This window comes from Dactylosporangium sp. NPDC049140 (assembly GCF_040648435.1).
Genome location: NZ_JBEZDS010000033.1, coordinates 61,631 through 83,891 on the forward strand (window position 1 = coordinate 61,631; position 22,261 = coordinate 83,891).

Consider the following 22,261-nt stretch of genomic DNA (forward strand, 5'->3'; position numbering starts at 1 on the left):
CGGCCCCGGACGAAGGCCCCGGCTGGAGGGCCCGGAAAAAGGATCAAGCCGAGCGATGAACAGATAGCGTACAAAAGACATGCATTCTCGTCCGGTGCGGCGCGGTACCGCACCATGTGCGGCGTGAGAATCGCGCACTTCTGCGACAGCCACCCGGGCCGCTCCGACGGCGTCGCGACCTCGGTGGCCGCCACGGTGTCCCTGCTGCGCACCGCCGGCCACGAGGTCCAGGTGTACCAGCCCGCCCCCCTGCTGCGCTCCCGGCCGGAGCCGTGCGGGGTGCGGTCGGTGCCGGTGCCGCTGCGCAACATCCGGGTCGGCCTGCCGCACTTCGACGGCATGCGGCCCGTCCCGCGCATCGTGCACGTGCACACCCTGGGGCCGGTGGGCATCGGCGGGCTGCGGTACGCCCGGGCGCACGACCTGCCCGTGGTCATGACGTGGCACACGGACCTGCTCGCGTACTCGGCCCACTTCATGGAGATCCAGTTCGGCGCGGCGCACGCGGCGCAGCGGCTCGAGCTCGGCTGGACCATGCGCGACTACCTGCGCCTCGCGCGCTCCGGCACCGAGCGGCGCGCGCAGCTTGTGCGGCTCGGGCAGGAGTTCATGGACCGCACGTCGGTGGTCATCGCGCCCTCGGCCAAGACGGCGGCGGGGCTGGCCGAGTTCGAGCGGCTCCCCCCGGTGTGGACGGTCCCGACGTCGATCCAGCTCGCCGACTGCCCGCTGGGCCGGGCCGAGCTCCGGCGGTCGCTGCGGATCCCCGAAACCGCGCCGGTGGTACTCGCGGTAGGCCGGGCGACGAAGGAGAAGGACCCGGCGCTCCTGCTGGCCTCGTTCGCGCGGCTGCTCCGCCAGGTGCCCACCGCCAGGCTCGTGATGGTGGGCGTGAAGCAGAACCGGCTCAACGTGCTCCGCCTCGCCCGCCAGGCCGGCCTCGCCCACGCCCTGCGCCTGGTCCGGCCCGTGCCACACAACCGCATGGCCGCGTACTACCGCATGGCCGACGTCCTCGCGTTCGCCTCCACCACCGACACCCAGGGCCTCGTCATGATCGAGGCGGAGACGGCCGGGCTGCCGGTCGTCCTCGCCGACGCCGCCCTCGCCGAGCGCCCCGGCGGCGCCTCGGGCCGGCTGTCCACGGCGCCGGACGCGGACTCGTTCGCGGCCGCGCTCACGAAGATCCTCACCGACCCGGGCCTGCACCGCGAGGTGGCCGAGGCCGGGCGCGCCGCCGCGGACGCCTACTCCGCGGAGCGCTACCTCGGCCACCTCATGGCCGCTTACGAGTACGCCCACGCCCAGGGCACGGCCGCCTCGTCCGGGGCGGCCCGAGCGGGCCGCGCGGCGGGATAGCCACCCGGTCCTCAGGGCGCGGCCAGGGCCTCCGTCGGGGCCAGCCGGGCGGCCCGAATCGCCGGGTAGAGCCCCGCGATCGCCCCGATGACGAGCGTGGCGCCGACCCCACCGGCCGTCGCCCACGCCGGCACCACCGCCGGCCAGTCGCGGGTGGTGGCGTACAGGGCGGTCACCGCGATCCCCGTGGTGACCCCGCCGACGCCCCCGAGCGCGGACAACAGCAGCGACTCGGCGAGGAACTGCACGAGGACCTGCCCGCGGGTGGCGCCCAGGGCGCGCCGCAGCCCGATCTCCGCGCGGCGTTCCAGCACCGAGATGACCATCGTGTTGGCCACCCCGACGCCGCCGACGAGCAGCGCGACCGCGCCCAGGCCGAGCAGCAGGCCGGTGAAGGTCTTGTCGGTGGCCTGCCGGGCGGCGAGCGCGTCGGAGGGGCGCGACACCTTCACCTGGTTGGGCGCCGAGGGGTTGGCGGTGCGGGCGAGCACGCCCTGGACCGCCTCGACCTGGTCGTCCTGCGCCCGGGTGTAGACGGTCGTCGCGTGCCCGTCGAAGCCGGCGTACGTCTTGGCCGCCTCCCAGCCGATGAGCGCCGACGAGTCCAGCTCGGGCGCCAGCGGTACCGCCGCCAGAATCCCGACCACGGTGAACCACCGGGCGTGGATGTAGATCTGGACGCCGTCCCCGACGTCGTAGACGCCCAGCCGCCGGGCCGCCGCCGAGCCGAGGACGACCGTCGGGAACTGCGCGGTGGCCGCGTTCAGCCACGTCCCGGAGGCCAGCGTGGCGCCGACGGTCCGGGGCAGCTCCAGCTGGGCCGCCCGCAGCGTGATCGCGTTGGTCTGCCCGGCGGGGATCTGGTCGGTGCGGTACACGTGCACGTCCGCCACCTTCCCGACCGCCGACACCTCGGTCACCGGCCCGATCCGCCCGATCATCTCCACCGCCTCGTCCGGCAGCGTGGCGTTGTCGCCGAAGATGTCGTTGCCGGGCGCGACGGTGAGCAGGTTGGTCCCGAGCGCGGCGAGCTGCCGGTCGAGCTCGGCCCGGCTGGACGAGGAGATGCCGACGACGGAGACCATCGCGGCGATGCCGATCGCGATGCCCAGCGCCGACAGGAACGCCCGCATCGGCCGGGTCCGCAGGCCGGCCCCGCCGACCCGGACCACGTCAGCGGGCGCCAGCCGCGCCGGCGCCAACGACGTCGTCATCCGAGACCACCTCCCCGTCGCGCATGCTCACCTGGCGCGGCAGGCTCGCCGCGATCTGCTGGTCGTGCGTGATGACGAGGATCGTGGTGCCGGCGTGATGCAGCTCCCCGAGCAGCTGCATCACGCCGGCTCCCGACGCGGAGTCGAGGTTGCCGGTCGGCTCGTCGGCGAGCAGGATCGCCGGCTCGCCGACGACCGCCCGGGCGATCGCGACCCGCTGTTTCTCGCCGCCGGAGAGCTCGTGCGGCAGGTGGTCGAGCCGGTCGCCCAGCCCGACCCGCACGAGCGCCTCCTCGGCCCGGTGGCGCCGCTCGGCCCGCGACGGGCCCGCGTAGAGCAGCCCGTCGGCGACGTTGTCCAGCGCGGGCTGGCCCGGGGCCAGGTGGAACTGCTGGAACACGAAGCCGATGCGCCGCGCCCGCAGCGCGGACAGCTGGCGGTCGCGCAGCCGCGCGACCTCGTGGCCGTCGATGCGCACCGAGCCGGCCGACGGGCGGTCGAGGGTACCGATGAGGTGCAGCATGGTGCTCTTGCCCGAACCGGAGGGGCCCACGATGGCCACGAACTCCCCCGCGACGACGGTGAGACTGACGTCGCGGACGGCGACCACCCCGCCCGGGTACTCCTTGCGCACCGCTTCGAGCTCGACGACCGGGGTCATCCCGGCATCCCGACGACCGTGCCGGCCGAGATCCCGTCGCCGGTCACCTCGACCTTGCCCCCGGCGAACAGGCCGACCTTGACCGCCACGACCTTCGCGGCGCCGTTCTCCACGACCTGCACCCCGTAGCCGCCCTCGGCGAGCGCGAGCAGCGCCTGTACCGGCACGGCGAGCACGTTCTCGCGCTTGCCGGCGGTGAACGTGACAGTGACCGTCATCTGGTCCAGCCCGTCGAAGGCCTTCGTGTCGTCCGGGGTGATCGAGAGCCGGTACTTCGTCTCCGCCGGCGTGTTGCCCTGGGCCGGCTGGATGACCGTCTGCACCACCGCGATCTTCCCGGCGACGCTCTTGCCGTCGGGCAGCTTGACCGTGACCGCGGCGCCCGACTTGGCCAGCCGGTGGTCCTCGGGGTCGAGGTCGACGGACACGACCGGGACCGTGGAGGTGTATGCCAGGATCGCGCCTCCGGCCGGGTCGCCCGCCTCGGCCTTGTGCTCGTCGACGCGGACGGCGCCGGTGGCGTACACGATGCGCGCCGCCTCCACCGTGCCCGTCTTGGTGATGCCGAGGTCGCCCTGCCACTTCTTCACTGCGCTCGCCGTCGACGAGGAGTACTTGTCGTCGACGGTGAAGCCGGTGTACCCGAGCGCGGCGAGGTTCTCCTCGAGCTGCTTGACGTCGGCCCCCTCGTCGCCGACGGTGAGGTTGCGGTACGACGGCATCGAGCCGTACAGCAGAACGACCGGGGTGTTGTCGGCCCGGTAGAGGGCCTGGCCGCGCTGCACGACCGCGCCGACGGCGGGCACCTCGGTCAGCGTGCCCGCGCCGCGGCCGCTGAGGGTCCGGCTGTCGCCGTGGCCGAGCTTGCCGTCGTGGTTCTCGGTGTCGACAAGCGTCTGCTTGCTGACCTGCGCGGTCTTGGCCGGCAGGGTGCTCGTCGGGGTGCCGGCGCCGCTGCCGCGCTCGGGCAGCCCCAGCCCGGCCGCCGCCGCGGCGCCGACCGCGGCCACCGCCGCCACCCCGAAGATCACCCGTCCGGCGCGTCCGCGCCTGCGGCGGTTGCTCATGCCCCGCTCCCTGACTCGTGGTTCTCGGTCGACTTCTCGCCGCCGTCGTCGCCGCCGCCGCCCGCGCCGGTCCTGGGGCCCATGTCGTACTGCTCGCAGGCCTTCTCGGCCGCCTTCATCTGCTCGCCCCGGGGGTCGACGCCGAGCTTGTCGCCGTCGATCTGGAACCCGCCGTCCTCGTTCGGGTCCGGGAAGTTGGTGATCCCCTGGTCGCGCATGCACTGGGCGTACTTGCGCATCCGCTCCTGCTGCTCCGGGCTGAGCTTGGGCGGCTCGCCGCCGTTGGGCATGTACTGCTTGCACTCCGCCTGGGCCGCGTCGACCTTTGACTTGTCGGTGCCCTCCGGGATCATCAGGCTGATGCCGCCGCCGTCGAACTGCGGGTCGTCCATCGGCACGCCGTGGTCGCGCATGCACTGCGCGAACCTGAGGAACGCCTCCTGGTCGGCCTTCGGATCTCGGTTGCCCGTCCCGCTGCTGGCGGTCGCGGTCGGGCTCGCCTTGCCGTCGCCCGCGGTCGCCACGCCGTTGTCGCCGCCGGTGGCCTTGCCGCAACCGGCCGCGGTGAACAGGAGCAGCAGGCCGAGCGCGAGGCCGGTCCTGATGCGCATGGTGCCTCCTCCGTCGAAAAGGTGTAGGTGCACCAGCAGTCAAGGCCCGCGCGCGTCAACCGGCCGTAACCGCAAACGTTGACACCGCGGTGACACCGGGGCGGAGGACGATGGGGTCATGCGGATATTGGTGGTCGAGGACGAGCCGCTGCTGGCCGAGACGGTCGCGCAGGGCCTGCGGCGGGAGACCCACGCCGTCGACGTGGTCCACGACGGCGCGTCCGCGCTGGAGCGGCTCGACGTGAACGACTACGACGTCGTGGTGCTCGACCGTGATCTGCCGGTGCTGCACGGCGACGAGGTCTGCCGCGAGCTGGCCCGGCGCGAGTCGGCGGCGCGGGTGCTCATGCTGACCGCGGCCGCCGACGTCGACGACCGGGTCGCCGGGCTCGCCCTCGGGGCCGACGACTACCTGCCGAAGCCGTTCGCGTTCCGCGAGCTGGCCGCCCGCGTGGCGGCGCTCGGGCGGCGGGCCCGCCCGGCCGCGCCGCCGGTGCTGGAGCGCGCCGGGATCCGCCTCGACCCGCACCGCCGGGAGGTGTACCGCGACGGCCGCTACGTCCCGCTGTCGCGCAAGGAGTTCGCGGTCCTCGCCGAGCTGCTGCGGGCCGCGGGCGCCGCGGTCTCGGCCGAGCAGCTGCTGGAGAAGGCCTGGGACGAGCACGCCGACCCGTTCACGCACACCGTGCGGATGACGATCCTGAAGCTGCGGCGGAAGCTGGGCGAGCCCGCCGTGGTGCTGACCGAGCCGGGAGTGGGGTATCGCATTCCATGAAGAAGATGACCATCCGGACCCGGCTGACCCTGGTCGTCGGCGGGATGCTGCTGGTGGGTGGCCTGGTGCTGCTCGGCATCACCTACCTGCTCGTGTTCCAGCAGCTGGGCGACAAGGCGTACATCTCCAAGAGCTTCGACGGCCCCCCGCCCGGCGTCGCCGGGAACCTGATCACGAACATCCAGGGCGAGTTCCGCTCCGATGCGACCCAGGCGGTGCTCACCCAGGGCTCCATCGCCCTCGCCGTGGTGGTGGTGATCGGGCTCGCGTTCAGCTGGCTCGTCGCCGGCCGGCTGCTGCAGCCGCTGCACCGGGTCACCGAGACGGCGCGGCGCATCGCGGGCGCCCCGGACCGCGGCCTGCACGAGCGGATCGCGCTCACCGGGCCCTACGACGAGGTCAAGGAGCTGGCCGACACGTTCGACCTGATGATCGCCCGGCTCGACAAGTCCTTCGACGTCCAGCGGCGCTTCATCGCCAACGCCTCACACGAGCTGCGCACCCCGCTCACCCTCAACCGCACGCTGCTGGAGGTCTCCACCGACCACCCGGACGCCTCGACGGAGCTGCGCCAGCTGGGCCGCACGCTGCTGGCCGTCAACGACCGGCACGAGCGGCTCATCGACGGGCTGCTGCTGCTCGCCCGCTCCGAGCGCGCGGTCGCCGAGCGGTCCTATGTGGACCTCGCCGACGTCGTCGCCCACGTGGCCGCCCTGCAGCAGGACGAGGACGTGAAGGTGACGGCGGTCGCCGACGAGGCGCCGACGACCGGCAACGCGGTGCTGCTGGAGCGGCTGGTGCACAACCTCGTCGAGAACGGGGTCCGGCACAACGTGCCCGCCGGCGGCTGGGTGCGGGTGGAGAGCGGGACGCGGCCCGACGGGGCCTACGTGACCGTGAGCAACACCGGGCCGATCGTGCCGCGGTACGAGATCCCGAACCTCTTCGAGCCGTTCCGCCGCCTCGGCCCCGACCGGGCGGCGAGCTCCGGCGCGGGCCTCGGGCTCTCGATCGTCCGCGCGGTCGCGACGGCGCACGGCGGCCGGGTCTTCGCCGACCCCCGCGACGGCGGCGGCATGACGGTGACGGTGATCCTTCCCACCGCCGAGAGCAGCGAATATCCGACATGACAATTCGCGGTGATCGGGCACACTCGGGGTCATGTCCGCACCGCCCTCCTCCAACGAAGAGCTGCTCGGCCTGGTCAGGTCCGGGGCCCGCGTCAAGTACCTGTACTTCTGGGGCCACACGCCCCGCCCCGGCGGCGGGCTCGGCCCGAGCTGCCTGAGCCAGTGGTGGCCGGCGCGCTTCGAGGTGGACGGTGTCGGGTTCCCGTCGGCCGAGCACTACATGATGTGGCGCAAGGCCCGGCTCTTCGGCGACGAGCACACCGCGGCCCGGGTGCTGGGCGTGTCGCACCCGAACCAGGCCAAGAGCCTCGGCCGCACTGTGAAGGGCTTCGACGAGCCGACCTGGGAGCGCGAGCGGTTCGCGATCGTCGTGGCGGCCAGCCGGGCCAAGTTCGACGCCGACGACGACCTGCGCGCCTACCTGCTGGGCACCGGCGACCGGGTGCTGGTCGAGGCGAGCCCGCTGGACCGCGTGTGGGGGATCGGCCTGGCCGCCGACGACGAGGCCGCGGCGAACCCGGAGCGGTGGCGGGGGCTGAACCTGCTCGGCTACGCCCTCATGCACGCCCGGCACGAGCTGGCGGGGCGCTCATGACCGGTCCGGAGCGCGGCGGAGGGGCCGGTCATCGGCTGGCACATTTCGACGGTCAGGCCGCGGACGAGCGAAGCGAGGAGGCGGCATGAGCGCGCGCGACGAGGTGCAGCCGCTGCCGGGGTGGCTGGCCTGGCCGATCCGCGTCCTGGCGGTCATCTTCGTGGTGCCGTTCAAGCTGGCCTGGGACGCCTTCGCGTGGGTGATGCGGGTCCTGTGGAAGTACGTCGGGGCGCCGATCGCCGAGTACGTCCTGATCCCGTTCCTGCACTACGTCATCTGGATCCCGCTGCGCTGGATCACGGTGCACATCCTGTGGACCCCGCTGGTCTGGTTCGCCAAGTACGTGCTGGTGCCGGTGGCCCAGGGGATCTGGTGGCTGCTCAAGGCCACGGCCCCCTTCTGGAACCTGCTCGGCCGGGTCCTGCTGGAGGTGGGCCGGGCGGTCGCCTGGGCCATGGGCCTCGTCTACCGCTACCTGCTCACCCCGATCGGCAAGGCGATCGCGTTCGTGTGGCGCTGGGTGGTCGTGCCGATCGGCAAGGCGATCGCGTTCTTGTGGCGCTGGGTGGTCGTCCCGATCGGGATGGCGATCGCCTGGGCCTGGAACCACTCGGTGGTCCTGCTCTGGCGCTACCTGGTCGTCATCCCGCTCCGGTTCGTCTGGCGGTACGTCGTGGTCCCGCCGGCCCGCTGGGTGCACACCTGGGTGCTGCGCCCGGTCGCCGACACCACGCGCCGCGTGCTGGTTACCCTCGGCCTGCGGGAAGCGCCGAGGGTAACCAGGCGGGGCTCAGCCGACCGGCGCCGGCACCGGGGCCGGTGAGGCGGCCGGCCGCTCCACGTCCACGTGCGGCAGGAGCCGGTCCAGCCAGCGCGGCAGCCACCAGTTCGCCCGGCCGAGCAGCGCCATCGTCGCCGGCACCAGCACCAGCCGCACCAGCGTGGCGTCGACGAACACGGCGACCGCCATGCCGACGCCGATCATCTTCACCGTCACGTCGGGGTCGAGCGCGAAGCCGACGAACACCGCGACCATGATGGCGGCCGCGCTGCTGATCACCCGCCCGGTCGCGGACAGGCCGCGGACCACGCTGCCCTTGGCGTCGCCGGTCGCGAGCCAGTCCTCGCGGACCCGGCCGAGCAGGAACACCTCGTAGTCCATGGACAGTCCGAAGAGAACGGTGAACAGCAGGATCGGCACCCAGCTGGAGACCGGCACCGCGTGCGGCAGGCCGACCAGCCGCGCGCCGGCGTCGGTCTGGAAGACCGCGGTCATCACGCCGTAGGCCGCGGCGACCGACAGCAGGTTCATGATCGCCGCCTTCACCGCCACCACCGGCGCCCGGAACAGCACGGTGAGCAGCAGCAGCGACAGCGCCACCACGAACGCGACGACGATCCACAGCCGGTCGGCGAGCCGGTCGGAGATGTCGGCGAACACCGCGACGAGCCCGGTCACCAGCACCCCGGCCGGCAGGACCCCGCCGCGCAGGCGGTCGAGCAGCCGGGTCGTCGCCTCGTCCTGCGGGCCGGTCGTGGGCTCGACCACGATGACGGCCGCGGTGCCGTTGACCGCGGGCGGCGCGACGGCGGCGACGCCGGGCTCGGCGCGCAGCCGCGCCACCAGGCCGTCGACGTCGGGCACCGCGGTGGTGTCGACGGCCAGCAGCAGCGGGCCGTTCGCGCCCGGGCCGAACTCGGCCGAGACCAGGTCGTAGGCGAGCCGGGTGGTGTTCGACGTCGGCTGGCTGCCGGCGTCCTGGGGCCAGGTGCGCATGCCGAGCATGGGCGCGGCCAGCCCGGCGAGCACGACCAGCGAGGCGAGCGCGGCGATGACCGGGCGGCGCCCGACGGCGGCGGCCCAGCGCGCGGTGAGGCTCGTGCCCGGGGTCCGCTCGGGCCGGCCCTTGCGGGCCTTCCGGGGCAGGACACGGTGCCCGGCCAGCCCGCAGAGCGCGGGGACGAGCGTGAGCGCCGCGGCCATCACGGCGACGACGGCGGCGAAGGTGGCGTAGCCGAAGGAGGAGTACACCGGCAGCGTCGCGAGCTTGAGCCCGAACAGGGACACGAGGACGGTGAGCCCGGCCACGACGACCGAGGCGCCCGCGGTGGCGTTGGCCTCGGCGGCCGCCGCCCGCGGGGTGAGGCCGCGCCGGAGGCCCTCGACGTGCCGGGCCACGAGCAGCAGCGCGTAGTCGATGCCGACGCCGAGCCCGACCATGGTGGCGACCGTCGGCGCGGTGTTGCTGATGTCGGTGGCCCGTTCCAGCAGGGCGATGACCGCGGTCGCGATGCCCAGCCCGGCGACGGCCACGACGAGCGGGAGCCCGGCGGCGACGACCGAAGCGAGCGCGAACACCAGGATCAGCAGCGCGGCGACGATGCCGACCGCCTCCGCGGTGCCGCTCGGCGCCGAGATGTTCTCGGCGACCTGGCCGCCGAACTCGACCTGCACACCCTCGCGCTGCAGCGGCGCGGCCGCGGCGCGCAGGGCGTCCATCGCCGAGGTGCCCTGGAAGTCGGTGACCGGGATGTCGTACTGCACCCCGATGAGCGCCGTGTCCCCGTCGGACGAGCGCCGAGCCGGCGCGACGACCCCGGCCGAGGGCATCTTCGCGAGCCGCCCGCGCAGCGCCTCGAGCGCGGCCGGGTCGAGCTCGTGGTCGTCGTGCACGACGACGCGCGCGTCGGCGCCGGACATCTGCGGGAAGTGGGTGCGCAGGAACTCGGTGCCGGCCTGGGACTGGGTGCCGGGAACGTTGTAGTCGTCGTGCGGGGTGCCGCCGAACCCGGCCGACAGGGCGGTGAGGGCGACGAGCGCGATCAGCCACGCGCCGATCGTGCGCCAGGGGTGCGCGGCGGCCGCTCCACCGAGCCGGCCGAGAGAACGGGACAACATGATTCCTCCTCGGGTATGGGATCACCCTGCCGCACCCCGCTTTCAGCCCACTTGGAGCCGACTAAGGACGGCCGGGCCGTCGACTTTCGCAGCTAGGAGCCGCCCCCGGGTCCGGCTGCAGTCGACCAGTCCCTGTTCAACCCGTCATTCGAGGGCCACGCCTTCCAGGCCGTCACCCCGATCCCGGCCCTGGGCCTGTCCGCCGCGAGCACCCTGGCGTTCGTGGCCGGCCACGCGATCTGGAGCATCGCCGTGCCGATCGCCCTGGTGGAGCACCTGACGACCCGGCGCGGACCCTGGCTCGGCCGGCCCGGGCTCGTCGTCACCGCGCTCGTCTACCTCCTCGGGTGCCGGATCATCTACACGGAGATCCGCGACAGCGAGGGCTTCCTCGCGAGCCCGGCCCAGCGGATCGGGGCCGCCGCCGCGGCCCTGGCGCTCATCGGGCTCGCGTTCCTCGCGCGGGGTACCTTCCGGCCGGCCTGGCCGGCGCCGCGGGTCTGGCTCGCCGGGATCCTCGCGTTCGTCGCTGCCACGGTGTTCTTCGCGCGGCCGGAGTCGTGGGCCGGGTTCGCCTTCGGCGTCGCCTGGCTCGCGGCCGGGAGCGTGTGGCTGGCCCGGACCCGCTGGAGCGACAGGCACGTGATGGCGCTCGCGGCCGGGGCCTTGCTGACGTACGCCTGGGGCGGCTTCGCCCTCACCGCGCTGCTGGAGCCGGGCGACCCGGTGCGCTGGTGGGGCAACGCGGGCTTCGCCGCCGGGGCGGTCGCGCTCGTGGTCGCCGGCGCGGTCAGGAGTCCGAGAGCAGCGCCTTCGCCCGCGCCAGCCAGTGCGGGGAGTTCCAGCGGCTAGCCACGTCCGCGGCGAGCTGGAAGGCGGCGGTCGCCTCCTCCGGGCGGTCCTGCAGGCGGTACAGCTCGCCGAGGCTCAGCGCGACCGGCTGCATCGCGAGCGAGGTGCTCGCCACCCCGCCCAGCTGGTCGCGCACCGGCAGCAGGGCCTCGATGACCGGCGGGGCGAGGTCGGCGCGGCCCAGCGCGACGATCGCCTGGGCGCGCACGGTGTAGAAGGCGGAGCCTAAGTAGTCGGGGCGGATCGGGTACTCGGCGATGCGCACCGCCCGCGCCTCGTCGGTCCGCCCGGCCGCGGCCAGGACGAGCGCGTAGGCGTCGAAGCCGACCGCCCCGAGCTCCTGGCAGATCAGCCGGGTCGCGTCGACGAGCTCGGCGAGCCGCCCCTCGCTCTCCATGACGCTGAACGTGCCGATGAAGTGGAAGCTCTCGCCGTGCAGCGAGCCCTGGCGGCGCAACTGCTCGCGGGCCTCGTCGTAGAGGGCGCGCGCGCCGGCCAGGTCGCCCTCGATGTGGGCGAGGGTGGCGCGGGCGGCCAGGTTGATCGCGAGCGGCTCGGCGAGGTGGTAGGCCTCGGCGAGCGTGCCCTGCCGGACCACCGCCGCGCGCACGTCGTCCGGCTCGTTCGCCGCCGCGGCGCAGTTGCCCAGCTGCAGCTCGGCGAGCCACTGATAGGCCACCAGCCCGTGCTCGGCGGCGAGCGCCCGTAGCTCCAGCGCCACCGCGCGGCGGGCCGCCACGTCCCGGTCGAAGGACATGGTCCGGCCCCGCGCGGCCAGCCCGAGCGCGAGCAGCCCCGGGTCGCCGAGGCCGCGGGCGATCTCCAGCGCCGCCCGCCCGGCCGCGGCGCCGCGCTCGTCGATCTCGCCGTCGAGCTCGTTGCTGAGCGCGTCGAGCAGCCGGCAGCGGTCGGCCGGGGTGAGGTCGCCGCGGCGCAGCAGGCCGCTGAGCACGTCGACGATCCGCTCGTCGACCACGCCGTACTCGTGGATCTGCCACGGCGTCGCCACCGTCCACGCGGTGAAGGCCGCGACGAGCAGGTCGTCGCGGTTCGCGGCGGTGGCGACGTCGAGCGCCCGCTGGCGGGTCCGCCGCGCCGCCGCCACCGCGCCCGCGCTGGCCTGAGCCCGCAGCAGCCGCCCGAGCAGGTCGACGAGCAGCGCGTCGCGGTCCCCGGCCACGGTGCCGGCCGCCTCGAGCGCGGCCACCGCGGCGCCGAGCACCTCGGCCGCGGCGTCGTACGCGTAGCGCCGCTCGGCCAGCTCCGCCGCCCGCACCGCGTAGTCGACGGCCGCGGCCGCGGTCTCGGAGGACGCGGCGCGCGCGTAGTGGTAGGCCAGCGCCGGGTAGTCATCGGGCCGCAGCCGCCGGGTGCTGGCCGCGACCCGCCCGTGCATGCGGGCGCGGCGCAGGCGGGACAGGTCGGTGTACATGGTGTCGCGGACCAGCCCGTGCACGAACCGCACGCGTCCGGGCGCCGGCTCGGTGAGCAGGCCGGCGATGAGCCCGGCCTCGAGCGCGTCGAGCACCGTGCCCTCGTCGGCGTCGGCCGCCTCCACGAGCGTCTCGACGTCGGCCTCCCGCCCGACCACGGCGGCGAGGCGCAGCACCGCGACCGCCGCCGGGGGCAGCCGCGACAGCCGCCGCCGCAGCACGTCGCGCACCCCCTCGGGCACCTCGGACGTGGCCACCAGCGCGCCCTCGGAGGCGAGCAGCCGCGCGGACTCGCGCACGTAGAAGGGGTTGCCGCCGGTCCGCTCGGCGAGCGCGGCGAGGGTGCCGGCGTCCACGGCCGTGCCCGCGAACGCCTCGACCAGCCGTGCGACGTCGTCCTGGCCGAGGCCCGGCAGTGGTACCCGCACGGGCGAGCGCCGCGCGAGCGCCGCCATGGTCGCGGCGAGCCGTTCCCGGTTGTCGTTCGGGCGCAGCGCGGCGACGAGCAGCAGCGCCGGCCCGCCCGGCGCGACCAGCTCGGCCGCGCTCTCGAGCAGCATGAGGGTCTCACCGTCGGCCGCGTGCAGGTCGTCGAGGACCACAGCGAGGGGCCGCCCGGCCGCGACCGCGCCGAGCCAGCGCGTGACCGCCCGGTGCAGCCGGAACCGCCCGGCCGCGCCGTCCTCGCCCGGCCCGGCCCCGCCGTCCTCGTCGAGCAGCGGGCGCAGCTCGGGCGCGAGGTCCCCGGGCGGCGCGGTGCCGGCCAGCCCGCGCAGGGCCTCCACCCAGGCCCAGGCCGGCGGCGCGCCCTCGACCTCGGGGCAGCGCCCGACGACCACGAGCCAGCCCTGCCGGGCCAGCTCCTGGCGGTACCGGGCCAGCAGGCTGCTCTTGCCGACCCCCGCCTCCCCGCTGATCAGGACCACGCCCGGGGCGGCGACCGCCCGGAGCGCGGCGAGCTCGTCGGCGCGGCCCACGAACAGGTCATCGGTGTCGGCGGCGGCGCGGTCGGGCGCCGGCGGCGCGGACGGCCCGGCGTTCTCGTACATGCCGCCGGCCAGGATCGCCGTCTCCAGGTCGAGCAGCGCCCGGCCGGGGTCCAGGCCCAGCTCCTCGGCGAGGATCGCGCGCGCCCGGCGCAGGGCGGCCAGCGCGTCGGCCTGCCGCCCGCTGCCCCACAGCGCCAGGGCCAGCAGCCGCCAGCGCTCCTCGCGCAGCGGCGCCTGCCGGGTGAGCAGCTCGGCCTCGGCGACCGCCTCGGCCGCCCCGCCGGCCCGCAGGGTCGCGTCGAGCAGCAGCTCCTGGGCGGCGAGGCGCAGCTCCTCCAGGCGCACCGCCTCCGGCTGGGCCCAGGACTCGGCGGCGAACTCGGCGTAGGCGTCCCCGCGCCACAGCTGCAGCGACGCGCGCAGCAGCAGCCGGGCCCGGTCCGGCTCCGCCGGCAGGGCCGCGCGGGCGTCGGCGAGCAGGCGCTCGAACCGCCAGGCGTCGACGGCCTCCACCGGGAGCCGGATGGCGTAGCCGGGCGGGGCGCTGACCAGCAGACGGGCCGCGGCGCGGCGCTCGCGGTCGGGCTCGAGGAGGCGGCGGAGGTTGGAGACGTACGCCTGCAGCGACGCGATGGCCCGGGGCGGGGCCTCGCCGCGCCAGAGGTCCTCGATCATCCGGTCGACCGAGACGACGTCGCCGCGGGCGGAGAGCAGCAACGCGAGCACGGCGCGCTGACGGGGGCCGCCCAGGTCGGCGGTACCGCCCGCTTCCGTCTCGACCTCGAAGGGTCCCAGTACCCGCAGCAGCATGACGGCCGCCATCGTAATCGCCGCCAAGCGACCTCCAAGACCGCTACAAGACAGTACGGCGACGGTTATGGCCACGAAATCTGAACCGATCGCGGCGCCGGGCCGTCGAGCGGGCGAACCGCAAACGTGAGGAGTCACCCATAATGAGCGCCACCATCGCCACGGCCGAGCGTCCCTGGGTCCAGGAGATGATCGTCGTCCACCGCGTCTTCCGCCGGGAGTCGCAGAACCTGCACGACCTGATCGGCGCCGTCCGCCCGGGCGACACCGCGCGGGCCGCGCGGCTGGCCGGGCTCGCCCGGGAGTACATCGAGGGCCTGCACGGCCACCACACCAGCGAGGACGAGCTGCTCTGGCCCAAGCTGCTGGCCCGCGTCGACCTCGACGCCGAGCTCGTGCTGCGCATGGAGCAGCAGCACCAGACCGTGGACGCCGGGCTGCAAGAGGTCCAGCGCGGGCTCGACGCCTGGGAGCGCAGCCCCGCCGAGCCGGAGCGCGACGCCCTCGTCGCCGCGCTCGCCCGGCACCGCCGCGACCTGCTCCTGCACCTCGACGAGGAGGAGCGGCAGGTCCTGCCGCTCATCCACGAGCACATCACGGCGGCGGAGTGGGCCGAGCTGGGCGAGCACGCGCGCACGAAGACGCCGAAGGACAAGCTGCTGTTCATGCTGGGCGCGCTGCTGGAGGACGCCACGCCGGAGGAGCGCACCCGGTTCCTGGCGCTGCTGCCCCTCCCGGCGCGGGTGCTGTGGAAGCTGATCGGCAAGCGCTCCTACGACAAGCAGATGCGCGAGATCCGCAACCCCTAGTTCGAGGCGTACCCGGGCAGCTCGCCGGTCCCGTCGGCCGACTCCACCCGGTCGACGTGGCCGTCGAAGTCGTCGTCGTGGTAGATCAGGTCGATCTTGCCGTCGTGGTCCTGGTCGTACGCCACCTGGTCGACCAGGCCGTCGTGGCTGGTGTCCCACATCGCCACGTCGGTCCGGCCGTCGCCGTCGGTGTCGGCCAGAAGCATGTCGACCCGGCCGTCGCCGTCGGAGTCGTAGCCGACCGTCTCCGCGTCCCCGCCCATCTCCCCGGCCGACAGCCCGGGGTCGCCGGCGCCGGACCCGGGGTCGGCCGAGGAAAGCCCGGCCGTGCCGTAGGACTCGGCCGTCAGCGGACCGTGGCCGAACACCGCCTCGGGGTCGGCCACGTCGTCCGGGCCGAGGTCCAGGTGGTAGTCATCGGACGACAGGCCCCAATCGGTCATGCCCCCACATTAGGTCGATTCGACCGGGGCCGCCTCGCCGCGCTCCGCCGACAGCTTGGCCCGGCGCATGCCGTAGCCGAAGTACACGACCAGCCCGACCGCCATCCAGATGAGGAACCGCACCCAGGTGACCACGGGCAGGTTCAGCATCAGCCACAGGCTCGCCAGCACGCTGACGATGGGCAGCACCGGCACCAGCGGCGCCTTGAAGCCGCGCGGCAGGTCGGGCCGGGTGCGGCGCAGCACGACCACGCCGATCGACACCACGATGAACGCGAACAGGGTGCCGATGCTGGTCAGCTCGGACAGTTCGGACAGCGGCACGAACGCGGCCAGCACGAGCACGACCGCGCCGGTGATCGCCGACATCACCCACGGGGTACCGAAGCGCGGGTGGACCTTGGCCAGCACCGGCGGCAGCAGGCCGTCGCGGGCCATCGCGAAGGAGACCCGGGCCTGGCCCACCAGCAGGACCAGGATCACCGAGGTGATGCCGCAGACCGCGCCCAGGGAGATCAGGTTGGCCGCCCAGCCCTGCCCGGCCAGGTCGAACGCCTTGGCCAGCGGGGCCGCCGTGTTCAGGTCGCCGTAGTGCGCCATGCCGGTGACCACGAACGACACCGCCATGTAGAGCACCCCACAGATGATCAGCGAGCCGATGATGCCGCGGGGCACGTCGCGCTGCGGGCGGGCGGTCTCCTCGGCGGTCGTCGCCACCACGTCGAAGCCGATGTACGCGAAGAACACGATCGACGCCGCGGCCACGACGCCGAACCAGCCGAAGTGCTGGGGCGTGATCCCGGCGAGCACCTGCAGCAGCGGCGCGTCGCCGCCCGAGGACTTGGCGGAGGGCTCGGCGGCGGGGATGAACGGCTTGTAGTTGGCCGCCTTGATGAAGAACAGGCCCAGGCCGATGACGAAGATGACGACGGCCAGCTTGATGATCACCAGGACGCCGGTGATGCGCCCGGAGAGCTTGGCCCCGACGATCGCCACGATCGAGAGGACCAGCACGATGAACGCGGCGCCGAAGTCGGGGCGGGCCACGTCGCCGGCGAGCCACGAGGGCAGGTCGAAGAGCTCCTGGAGGTACGCCGACCAGCCCCGCGACACCACGGCGGCGCCCAGCGCCAGCTCCAGGCACAGGTCCCAGCCGATCACCCAGGCGACGAACTGGCCCAGGGTGGCGTAGGAGAAGGTGTACGCCGACCCGGCGACCGGCACCGTGGAGGCGAACTCCGCGTAGCAGAGGGCGGCCAGCGCGCACACGATGCCGGCCAGGGCGAACGACAGCACGATCGCGGGCCCGGCGTTGCGGGCCGCCTGCTGTCCGGTCAGCACGAAGATGCCCGTGCCGATGATGACCCCCACGCCGAAGACGGTCAGGTCGAAGGCGGAGAGATTCTTGCGCAGCTTGTGGCCGGGCTCGTCGGTGTCCCGCATCGACTGCTCGATCGACTTGGTGCGAAAGAGGGACGACATGGGACACGACATGCCCGATTGCCGACAGCTCTACACGTCGGGCCTTCGAGGAGTACTATAAAGCCTATCGGTTGAATAGGAATTCACGAGGGGGCGCAATGGGGCGCACGGGCACCACGGTCATCGTGGGCGGCGGCTGTAGCGGCGCGCTGGCGGCGATCCACCTGAGCCGGGACCCGTTCCACCAGGTCGTGATCGTCGATCCGGCGCCGCCGGCCGAGCTCGGGCGCGGGGTGGCGTACCGCACCCGCCACCCGGCTCACCTGCTCAACTCGCGCGCGGCCGCGATGAGTGCCCTCGCCGACCAGCCCGACGACTTCGTGCGCTGGTGCCGCGACCAGGACCTGGGCATCGGCCCGGCCGAGTTCGCCCCGCGGGGGGTGTTCGGCGACTACCTGCACGACCGGCTGCGGGCCGCCACCTTCACGCACGTGCGCGCCACGGCGACCCGGGTGCGCGGCGACGGCACGGTCGAGCTGCGCGGCGGCGGCACTCTGCGCGGCGACCGGGTGCTCCTCGCGCTCGGGCACGGCGCGCCGGCCGTTCCGCCCGGGCTGGCGCGGCTGCGGGAGCACCCGCGGTACGTGGCCAATCCGTGGGATTCGGGGGTCCTGGACGGGATCGCGGGCGATCGGCCGGTCCTGCTGATCGGCACCGGGCTGACGGCCGTGGACGTGGCCGTGGCGCTCGAGGGGCGCGCGCCCGTCGTGGCGGTCTCGCGCCGCGGCCTGCTCCCCCGCACGCACGCGGACGTACTGCCGGCCGATCGCTCGTTCGAGTACCACGGAAGCGACCTGGCCGGTCTGATGCGCGCGGTGCGGAAGTTCGCCGCGACCCAGCCGGACTGGCGCAGCGCCGTCGACGCTCTCCGGCCCCGGACCGACGAGCTGTGGCGGCGGCTCTCCCCCGACGCCCGTCAGCGGTTCCTGCGCCACGTCGCCGTGTGGTGGGAGGTGCACCGCCACCGGATGCCCCCCGCGTCGGCCGCGCGCGTCGACCGGACCCTGCGCGTCGTCCGCGGTCCGGTCGAGGGCGAGTGGACGGCCGTGGTCAACTGCACCGGCCCCCAGGGCATCGCCGCCACCGAGGTCGGGCGCGCGCTGCTGCGCGACGGCCTGGCCCGGCGCGACGACACCGGCCGCGGCCTCGACGTCGACGAGTGCGGCCGGCTCGTCGGACCGTCCGAGCGGCTGTTCACGATCGGCCCGGCCCGCCGGGGCGCCTGGTGGGAGACGACCGCCGTGCCGGAGATCCGCCGGCAGGCCGAGCGGCTAGGCCGCGACCTGCTTGAGCGTCATGACGTGCTCGACCAGCGCGATCAGCACATCCTTGACCGAGCGCCGATCCCGCGCATCGCAGAGCACGACCGGCACGTCCGGGTCGAGGTCCAGCGCCTTGGCGATCTGCGCCGCACTGTGCTTCTGCACGCCGTCGAAGCAGTTCACCGCGACCAGGAACGGGGTGGAGCGGCGCTCGAAGTAGTCCACCGACGGGAAACAGTCGGTCAACCGGCGGGTGTCGGCCAGCACCACCGCCCCGAGCGCGCCCAGCGCCAGCTCGTCCCACAGGAACCAGAACCGGTCCTGGCCCGGCGTGCCGAACAGGTACAGCACGATGTCCTGGTTGATGCTGATCCGGCCGAAGTCCATGGCCACGGTCGTCGTGCGCTTGCCCTCGACGCCGTGCACGTCGTCGATGCCGACGCCGGCGTTGGTGAGCACCTCCTCCGTCTGGAGGGGGCGGATCTCGCTCACCGCGCTGACCAGCGTGGTCTTGCCGACGCCGAACCCACCCGCGATGAGGATCTTCACCGCGAGGGGAACGTGACCGTCAGAGCGCTCGGAGGCCATTGACAACCGCCTTGAGGATGCGATCGTCGGGCCGCTGCGGCCCGACGGACTGGTCGTACTCCGGTTCGTACATCTCGATCAGCTCCTGCTGCAGCAGATCGCCGAGCAGGACGCGCACAACGCCGAGCGCGAGGTCGAGATGGGAGGCGAGCTCGGCGACCGACACCGGCTCACTGGTGCGCGCCAGTATCGCGCGCTGCTCGGGCAGGAGGTTCTGCTCGCCCGAGCCGTCGGCCCGGCTCACCACGAAGGCGACGAGGTCGAAGGCGCCGACCGCCGGACGGGCACGGCCGCCCGTCACGGCGTACGGCCGGACTACCGGGCCGGCGTCGGAGTCCATCCAGGCGTGATCACGCTCACCCCGCGGCATCGTGCGCGGGGCCCGGTCGTGACGGTGCGGTGAGGTACTGCCCGACCCTGGTCACCAGCATCGCCATCTCGTAGGCGATCACGCCGATGTCCGAGTCGGCGGCGCTGAGCACCGCCAGGCAGGCCCCCTGCCCGGCGGCGGTGACGAACAGGAACGAGTTGTCCATCTCCACGATGGTCTGGCGGACCGAGCCGCCGTTGAACTGCCGCCCGGCGCTGCGGGCGAGGCTCTGGAAACCGGACGCGACGGCCGAGAGGTGCTCGGCGTCGTCGCGCCCGAGTCCGCTGGACGCGCCCATGAGCAGCCCGTCGGCGGAGAGCACCACGGCGTGCTGCGCCGACTCGACCCGCTCGACGAGATCGTCGAGGAGCCAGTCGAGCTTGCCGGTGCGGCTCGTCGAGTGCGTCACTTATGCGTCCCTTTCCGGTGCGTTCGGGTCGTCGCCGGGCGGGATCTGCCCGGCGTCGCGGCGGCCCTTGGTGAAGCCGGCCTGCAGCGACGTCATCATCGCGCGGGTCTGCTCGGGCGAGCGCCCGCCGACCGAGGTGGTCGCGAACTGGGCCGCGGGGATGCCGTCGACGGTGCGCTCCTCCTCCGGCCGCTCGCGCAGCTGCGGCGCGAGGCTGGCCTGCCGCCGGCGGCGCGGCAGCCCGTCGTCGGTGAGCTCGGCGTCCTCGGGCTCGGATTCGGGTTCGGGTCGGCGGTTCTCGACGGACACCCGCGGGAGCGGTACCGCCGGCGCCGGTACCGCCGGGGCCGGCGCGGCCGGCGGGGGCACGAAGTACTCGACCGGCTGCTCGGCCGACGGCGCGGAGGCCGACGGCGGGACCAGCTCGATCGTCGGGCGCACCACGTCGGCGGCCTCCAGCTCCAGCACCGCCTCCTCGGCCGCCTGGCGCTCCTCGGCCGGCGTCGGCGCGGTCAGCTCGTGCGTGGCCCCGGTGATCAGGTGCGGCGGGATCAGCACGACCGCGGTGATGCCCCCGTACGCCGAGGCGCGCAGGGTGACCCGCACCCCGTGCCGCGCGGCGAGCAGCGCCACCACGAACAGGCCGAGCCGGGCGGAGTTGCCCGGGTCGAACTCCGGCGGCTGGGCCAGCCGGTGGTTGGCCTCCTCGATCGCCTCCGGCGCCATGCCCAGGCCGCGGTCCTCGACCTCGATCGCGTACCCGTTCGGCACCAGCTGCCCGCTGATCTGCACCCGGGTGTGCGGCGGCGAGTACGCGGTGGCGTTCTCGATCACCTCCGCGAGCAGGTGGATGACGTCGGCGACGGCCCGGCCGACCAGCGACGCCTCCGGCAGGGCCAGGAACCCGACCCGCGCGTAGTCCTCGACCTCGGAGACCGCGCCGCGGATCACGTCGACCATCGGCACCGGGTTGCGCCAGCCGCGGCCGGGCGCGGCGCCGGCCAGGATGACCAGGTCCTCGGCGTGGCGGCGCATGCGGGTGGCGAGGTGGTCGACGCGGAAGAGGTCCTCGAGCTCCTCGGGGTCGGTCGTGCGCCGCTCCATGCGGTCGAGCAGGCCGAGCTGGCGGTGCAGCAGGGTCTGGCTGCGCCGGGCGATGTTGAGGAAGACCTCGTTGAGGCCCTGCCGCACCTGGGCCTCCTGTACCGCGGACTGCACGGCGGTGCGCTGCACGGCGCTGAACGCGTTGCCCACCTTGCCGATCTCGTCGGCGCCGTACTCCAGCGGCGGCGCCGCCGTCACCACGTCGATCTTCTCCCCGCGGCGCAGCTGGGCCACCAGCGCCGGCAGGCGCACGTCGGCGAGGTCCTGAGCGTCCTGGCGCAGGCCGACCAGGCGGCGGATGATCGAGCGGCCGATGCGGATCGACAGCAGGATCGACAGGACGACGGCGAGGAGGCCGAGCACGCCGGCGCCGACGACGCGCAGCAGGATGCCTGTCGCGACCGGGCCGGCGTCGGCCACGATGACGTCGCCGAAGCGCAGGTCGAAGTTGCGCAGCTGGGCGAAGAGCTTGTCGTAGGCGTCCCGCCAGGCGGCGATGTCGATCGGCAGCCCCGCGCCCGGCCGCGCGTCGGACAGGATCTTGTTCTCCAGGTCCTGGACGCGCTTGTAGGAGTCGCTGGTGACGATCGGGTCCCAGATCTCCTGGCCGCTGCTGGGCAGGTCGTAGGTCGCGTCGGCGTAGACGTTGCGCTTGGCCCCGATGGTCGCGATCAGGTCGGAGCTCTCGGTGTTCTGGAACCGCCCGGCCGCGGCCACCCCGTTGATCATCGCGTCCTCGCGGGCGAGCTGCTCGCGGCCGCGGCTGGTGGCGATGACGATGCGGGCGTTGCGGGTGAGCTGGGCGTCGCTGACGCCCGGCAGCGAGTCGTACCAGTGGTAGATCGCGTCGATCGGCCAGTTGTAGACGTCCATCGCCTCGGCCCGCGCGATCTGGCCCGAGGTGATCCGGGCCCGGTCGGCCGCGAGCTGGTCGAACTGGTTGATGACCTCACGCAGGCGGGCCCGGGACACCTCGGGGATCGCGTCCTGGAGGTTGCTGTCGTCGGCCCGGTGGCGGAAGTCGGTGAGCACCTCGTCGACCTTGGCGCGCTGCTCGTTGAGCGCCTTGGTCTCGGGCCGGCCCTCCTGGCGCCCGGTGGCCAGGAACACCTGGGTGAGCATCCGCTCACGCTGCAGCGCGACGATCACGTTCTCGGACGGCTTGCTCGACAGCTCGGAGTACGTCTGGCTGTTGAGCAGCTCGGCCGCGGCCCCGGTGGTGAGCGACGTCGCGAACACCCACATCACCACGAGCGATGCCAGCGGGGGCAGCAGCAGCGTGATGATCTTGGCGCGGATCGACCAGGTACGGATTCTCCACGAAGGGCTTCTCATGCGGTCGGTTCCTCGCTGGGGTCGCGGGGCAGAGGGGTGGCGCCTCGGGCATGATACGGACAGG

19 protein-coding genes and 1 pseudogene are annotated in these 22,261 nt (G+C 73.9%); 8 read left to right on the forward strand and 12 right to left on the reverse strand.

Annotated elements, in window-relative coordinates:
- Nucleotides 1-123 precede the first annotated feature (123 nt).
- On the forward strand, nucleotides 124-1,359 hold the full coding sequence (locus AB0B76_RS38555) for a glycosyltransferase (protein WP_360384969.1): 1,236 nt from the start codon (nucleotides 124-126) through the stop codon (nucleotides 1,357-1,359).
- 11 nt (nucleotides 1,360-1,370) lie between these two features.
- Here AB0B76_RS38555 and AB0B76_RS38560 read toward each other — a convergent pair whose 3' ends face one another.
- Genes AB0B76_RS38560 through AB0B76_RS38575 form a run of 4 tightly spaced genes read right to left on the reverse strand, consistent with a single transcriptional unit; the run spans nucleotide 1,371 to nucleotide 4,912 of the window.
- Entirely contained in the window at nucleotides 1,371-2,573 is a 1,203-nt protein-coding gene (locus AB0B76_RS38560) for an ABC transporter permease (protein ID WP_360384971.1), read from the reverse strand.
- The gene (locus AB0B76_RS38565; protein WP_360384973.1) at nucleotides 2,533-3,234 is read right to left on the reverse strand and encodes an ABC transporter ATP-binding protein; all 702 of its coding nucleotides are present in this window, start codon (nucleotides 3,232-3,234) and stop codon (nucleotides 2,533-2,535) included. Before AB0B76_RS38565 ends, AB0B76_RS38560 begins: the two co-directional genes overlap by 41 nt.
- Nucleotides 3,231-4,301, reverse strand: a complete 1,071-nt coding sequence (locus tag AB0B76_RS38570; protein ID WP_360384975.1) for a peptidoglycan-binding protein — start codon at nucleotides 4,299-4,301, stop codon at nucleotides 3,231-3,233. Before AB0B76_RS38570 ends, AB0B76_RS38565 begins: the two co-directional genes overlap by 4 nt.
- Nucleotides 4,298-4,912, reverse strand: a complete 615-nt coding sequence (locus tag AB0B76_RS38575; protein WP_360384977.1) for a hypothetical protein — start codon at nucleotides 4,910-4,912, stop codon at nucleotides 4,298-4,300. The genes AB0B76_RS38570 and AB0B76_RS38575 overlap by 4 nt, the downstream gene beginning before the upstream one ends.
- A gap of 118 nt (nucleotides 4,913-5,030) precedes the next feature.
- On the opposite strand from AB0B76_RS38575, the gene AB0B76_RS38580 reads away from it, so the two are divergent.
- The 4 genes from AB0B76_RS38580 (at nucleotide 5,031) to AB0B76_RS38595 (ending at nucleotide 8,235) form a co-directional block, all read left to right on the forward strand.
- Nucleotides 5,031-5,687 (forward strand): response regulator transcription factor, encoded by a 657-nt coding sequence (locus AB0B76_RS38580; protein ID WP_360384979.1) that lies wholly within the window; start codon nucleotides 5,031-5,033, stop codon nucleotides 5,685-5,687.
- Between the two features lie 5 nt (nucleotides 5,688-5,692).
- Nucleotides 5,693-6,817 carry a HAMP domain-containing sensor histidine kinase gene (locus tag AB0B76_RS38585; protein WP_360384981.1) on the forward strand — a complete coding sequence of 375 codons (1,125 nt, stop codon included), beginning with the start codon at nucleotides 5,693-5,695 and terminating at the stop codon, nucleotides 6,815-6,817.
- Between the two features lie 31 nt (nucleotides 6,818-6,848).
- Nucleotides 6,849-7,412 (forward strand): NADAR family protein, encoded by a 564-nt coding sequence (locus AB0B76_RS38590; RefSeq protein ID WP_360384983.1) that lies wholly within the window; start codon nucleotides 6,849-6,851, stop codon nucleotides 7,410-7,412.
- Between the two features lie 85 nt (nucleotides 7,413-7,497).
- Nucleotides 7,498-8,235, forward strand: coding sequence for a hypothetical protein (locus AB0B76_RS38595; protein ID WP_360384985.1), 738 nt, complete (start codon nucleotides 7,498-7,500; stop codon nucleotides 8,233-8,235).
- On the opposite strand, the gene AB0B76_RS38600 is transcribed toward AB0B76_RS38595, so the two are convergent.
- Nucleotides 8,203-10,311 (reverse strand): MMPL family transporter, encoded by a 2,109-nt coding sequence (locus AB0B76_RS38600; RefSeq protein WP_360384987.1) that lies wholly within the window; start codon nucleotides 10,309-10,311, stop codon nucleotides 8,203-8,205. The genes AB0B76_RS38595 and AB0B76_RS38600 overlap by 33 nt on opposite strands.
- Before the next feature lie 222 nt (nucleotides 10,312-10,533).
- Here AB0B76_RS38600 and AB0B76_RS38605 point away from each other — a divergent pair, with 222 nt between their 5' ends.
- Entirely contained in the window at nucleotides 10,534-11,163 is a 630-nt protein-coding gene (locus tag AB0B76_RS38605) for a hypothetical protein (protein ID WP_360384989.1), read from the forward strand.
- Here AB0B76_RS38605 and AB0B76_RS38610 read toward each other — a convergent pair.
- The gene (locus tag AB0B76_RS38610; protein ID WP_360384991.1) at nucleotides 11,102-14,395 is read right to left on the reverse strand and encodes a BTAD domain-containing putative transcriptional regulator; all 3,294 of its coding nucleotides are present in this window, start codon (nucleotides 14,393-14,395) and stop codon (nucleotides 11,102-11,104) included. The genes AB0B76_RS38605 and AB0B76_RS38610 overlap by 62 nt on opposite strands.
- 143 nt (nucleotides 14,396-14,538) lie before the next feature.
- Here AB0B76_RS38610 and AB0B76_RS38615 point away from each other — a divergent pair, with 143 nt between their 5' ends.
- On the forward strand, nucleotides 14,539-15,204 hold the full coding sequence (locus AB0B76_RS38615; RefSeq protein WP_360384993.1) for a hemerythrin domain-containing protein: 666 nt from the start codon (nucleotides 14,539-14,541) through the stop codon (nucleotides 15,202-15,204).
- Here the strand turns inward: AB0B76_RS38615 and AB0B76_RS38620 are convergent.
- Nucleotides 15,201-15,647, reverse strand: a complete 447-nt coding sequence (locus AB0B76_RS38620; protein ID WP_360384995.1) for a hypothetical protein — start codon at nucleotides 15,645-15,647, stop codon at nucleotides 15,201-15,203. The genes AB0B76_RS38615 and AB0B76_RS38620 overlap by 4 nt on opposite strands.
- A 9-nt stretch (nucleotides 15,648-15,656) precedes the next feature.
- Nucleotides 15,657-17,129 carry an amino acid permease gene (locus AB0B76_RS38625; protein ID WP_360384997.1) on the reverse strand — a complete coding sequence of 491 codons (1,473 nt, stop codon included), beginning with the start codon at nucleotides 17,127-17,129 and terminating at the stop codon, nucleotides 15,657-15,659.
- A 98-nt stretch (nucleotides 17,130-17,227) separates the two neighbouring features.
- Between AB0B76_RS38625 and AB0B76_RS38630 the strand changes: the two are divergent.
- Nucleotides 17,228-17,815 (forward strand): annotated as a pseudogene (locus tag AB0B76_RS38630) (FAD/NAD(P)-binding protein); the annotation flags it as partial.
- A gap of 585 nt (nucleotides 17,816-18,400) precedes the next feature.
- Here AB0B76_RS38630 and AB0B76_RS38635 read toward each other — a convergent pair.
- From AB0B76_RS38635 to AB0B76_RS38650, 4 genes are read right to left on the reverse strand one after another with little or no spacing between them, the layout of a single operon-like run.
- Nucleotides 18,401-18,979 carry an ATP/GTP-binding protein gene (locus tag AB0B76_RS38635; RefSeq protein ID WP_360385083.1) on the reverse strand — a complete coding sequence of 193 codons (579 nt, stop codon included), beginning with the start codon at nucleotides 18,977-18,979 and terminating at the stop codon, nucleotides 18,401-18,403.
- On the reverse strand, nucleotides 18,960-19,319 hold the full coding sequence (locus AB0B76_RS38640; protein WP_360384999.1) for a DUF742 domain-containing protein: 360 nt from the start codon (nucleotides 19,317-19,319) through the stop codon (nucleotides 18,960-18,962). The genes AB0B76_RS38635 and AB0B76_RS38640 overlap by 20 nt, the downstream gene beginning before the upstream one ends.
- Nucleotides 19,320-19,335: 16 nt before the next feature.
- Nucleotides 19,336-19,758, reverse strand: coding sequence for a roadblock/LC7 domain-containing protein (locus AB0B76_RS38645; protein ID WP_360385001.1), 423 nt, complete (start codon nucleotides 19,756-19,758; stop codon nucleotides 19,336-19,338).
- The gene (locus AB0B76_RS38650) at nucleotides 19,759-22,197 is read right to left on the reverse strand and encodes a nitrate- and nitrite sensing domain-containing protein (RefSeq protein ID WP_360385002.1); all 2,439 of its coding nucleotides are present in this window, start codon (nucleotides 22,195-22,197) and stop codon (nucleotides 19,759-19,761) included.
- Between the last annotated feature and the right edge of the window lie 64 nt (nucleotides 22,198-22,261).

Bases quoted from the DNA above. Each gene is read 5' to 3' on its own strand.
- AB0B76_RS38640 (WP_360384999.1), bottom strand. From the start codon at position 19,319: ATGGACTCCGACGCCGGCCCGGTAGTCCGGCCGTACGCCGTGACGGGC.
- AB0B76_RS38575 (WP_360384977.1), bottom strand. From the start codon at position 4,912: ATGCGCATCAGGACCGGCCTCGCGCTCGGCCTGCTGCTCCTGTTCACC.
- AB0B76_RS38615 (WP_360384993.1), top strand. From the start codon at position 14,539: ATGAGCGCCACCATCGCCACGGCCGAGCGTCCCTGGGTCCAGGAGATG.
- AB0B76_RS38650 (WP_360385002.1), bottom strand. From the start codon at position 22,197: ATGAGAAGCCCTTCGTGGAGAATCCGTACCTGGTCGATCCGCGCCAAG.
- AB0B76_RS38620 (WP_360384995.1), bottom strand. From the start codon at position 15,647: ATGACCGATTGGGGCCTGTCGTCCGATGACTACCACCTGGACCTCGGC.
- AB0B76_RS38565 (WP_360384973.1), bottom strand. From the start codon at position 3,234: ATGACCCCGGTCGTCGAGCTCGAAGCGGTGCGCAAGGAGTACCCGGGC.
- AB0B76_RS38625 (WP_360384997.1), bottom strand. From the start codon at position 17,129: ATGTCGTCCCTCTTTCGCACCAAGTCGATCGAGCAGTCGATGCGGGAC.
- AB0B76_RS38580 (WP_360384979.1), top strand. From the start codon at position 5,031: ATGCGGATATTGGTGGTCGAGGACGAGCCGCTGCTGGCCGAGACGGTC.
- AB0B76_RS38595 (WP_360384985.1), top strand. From the start codon at position 7,498: ATGAGCGCGCGCGACGAGGTGCAGCCGCTGCCGGGGTGGCTGGCCTGG.
- AB0B76_RS38585 (WP_360384981.1), top strand. From the start codon at position 5,693: ATGACCATCCGGACCCGGCTGACCCTGGTCGTCGGCGGGATGCTGCTG.
- AB0B76_RS38600 (WP_360384987.1), bottom strand. From the start codon at position 10,311: ATGTTGTCCCGTTCTCTCGGCCGGCTCGGTGGAGCGGCCGCCGCGCAC.
- AB0B76_RS38635 (WP_360385083.1), bottom strand. From the start codon at position 18,979: ATGGCCTCCGAGCGCTCTGACGGTCACGTTCCCCTCGCGGTGAAGATC.
- AB0B76_RS38610 (WP_360384991.1), bottom strand. From the start codon at position 14,395: ATGCTGCTGCGGGTACTGGGACCCTTCGAGGTCGAGACGGAAGCGGGC.
- AB0B76_RS38590 (WP_360384983.1), top strand. From the start codon at position 6,849: ATGTCCGCACCGCCCTCCTCCAACGAAGAGCTGCTCGGCCTGGTCAGG.
- AB0B76_RS38560 (WP_360384971.1), bottom strand. From the start codon at position 2,573: ATGACGACGTCGTTGGCGCCGGCGCGGCTGGCGCCCGCTGACGTGGTC.
- AB0B76_RS38570 (WP_360384975.1), bottom strand. From the start codon at position 4,301: ATGAGCAACCGCCGCAGGCGCGGACGCGCCGGACGGGTGATCTTCGGG.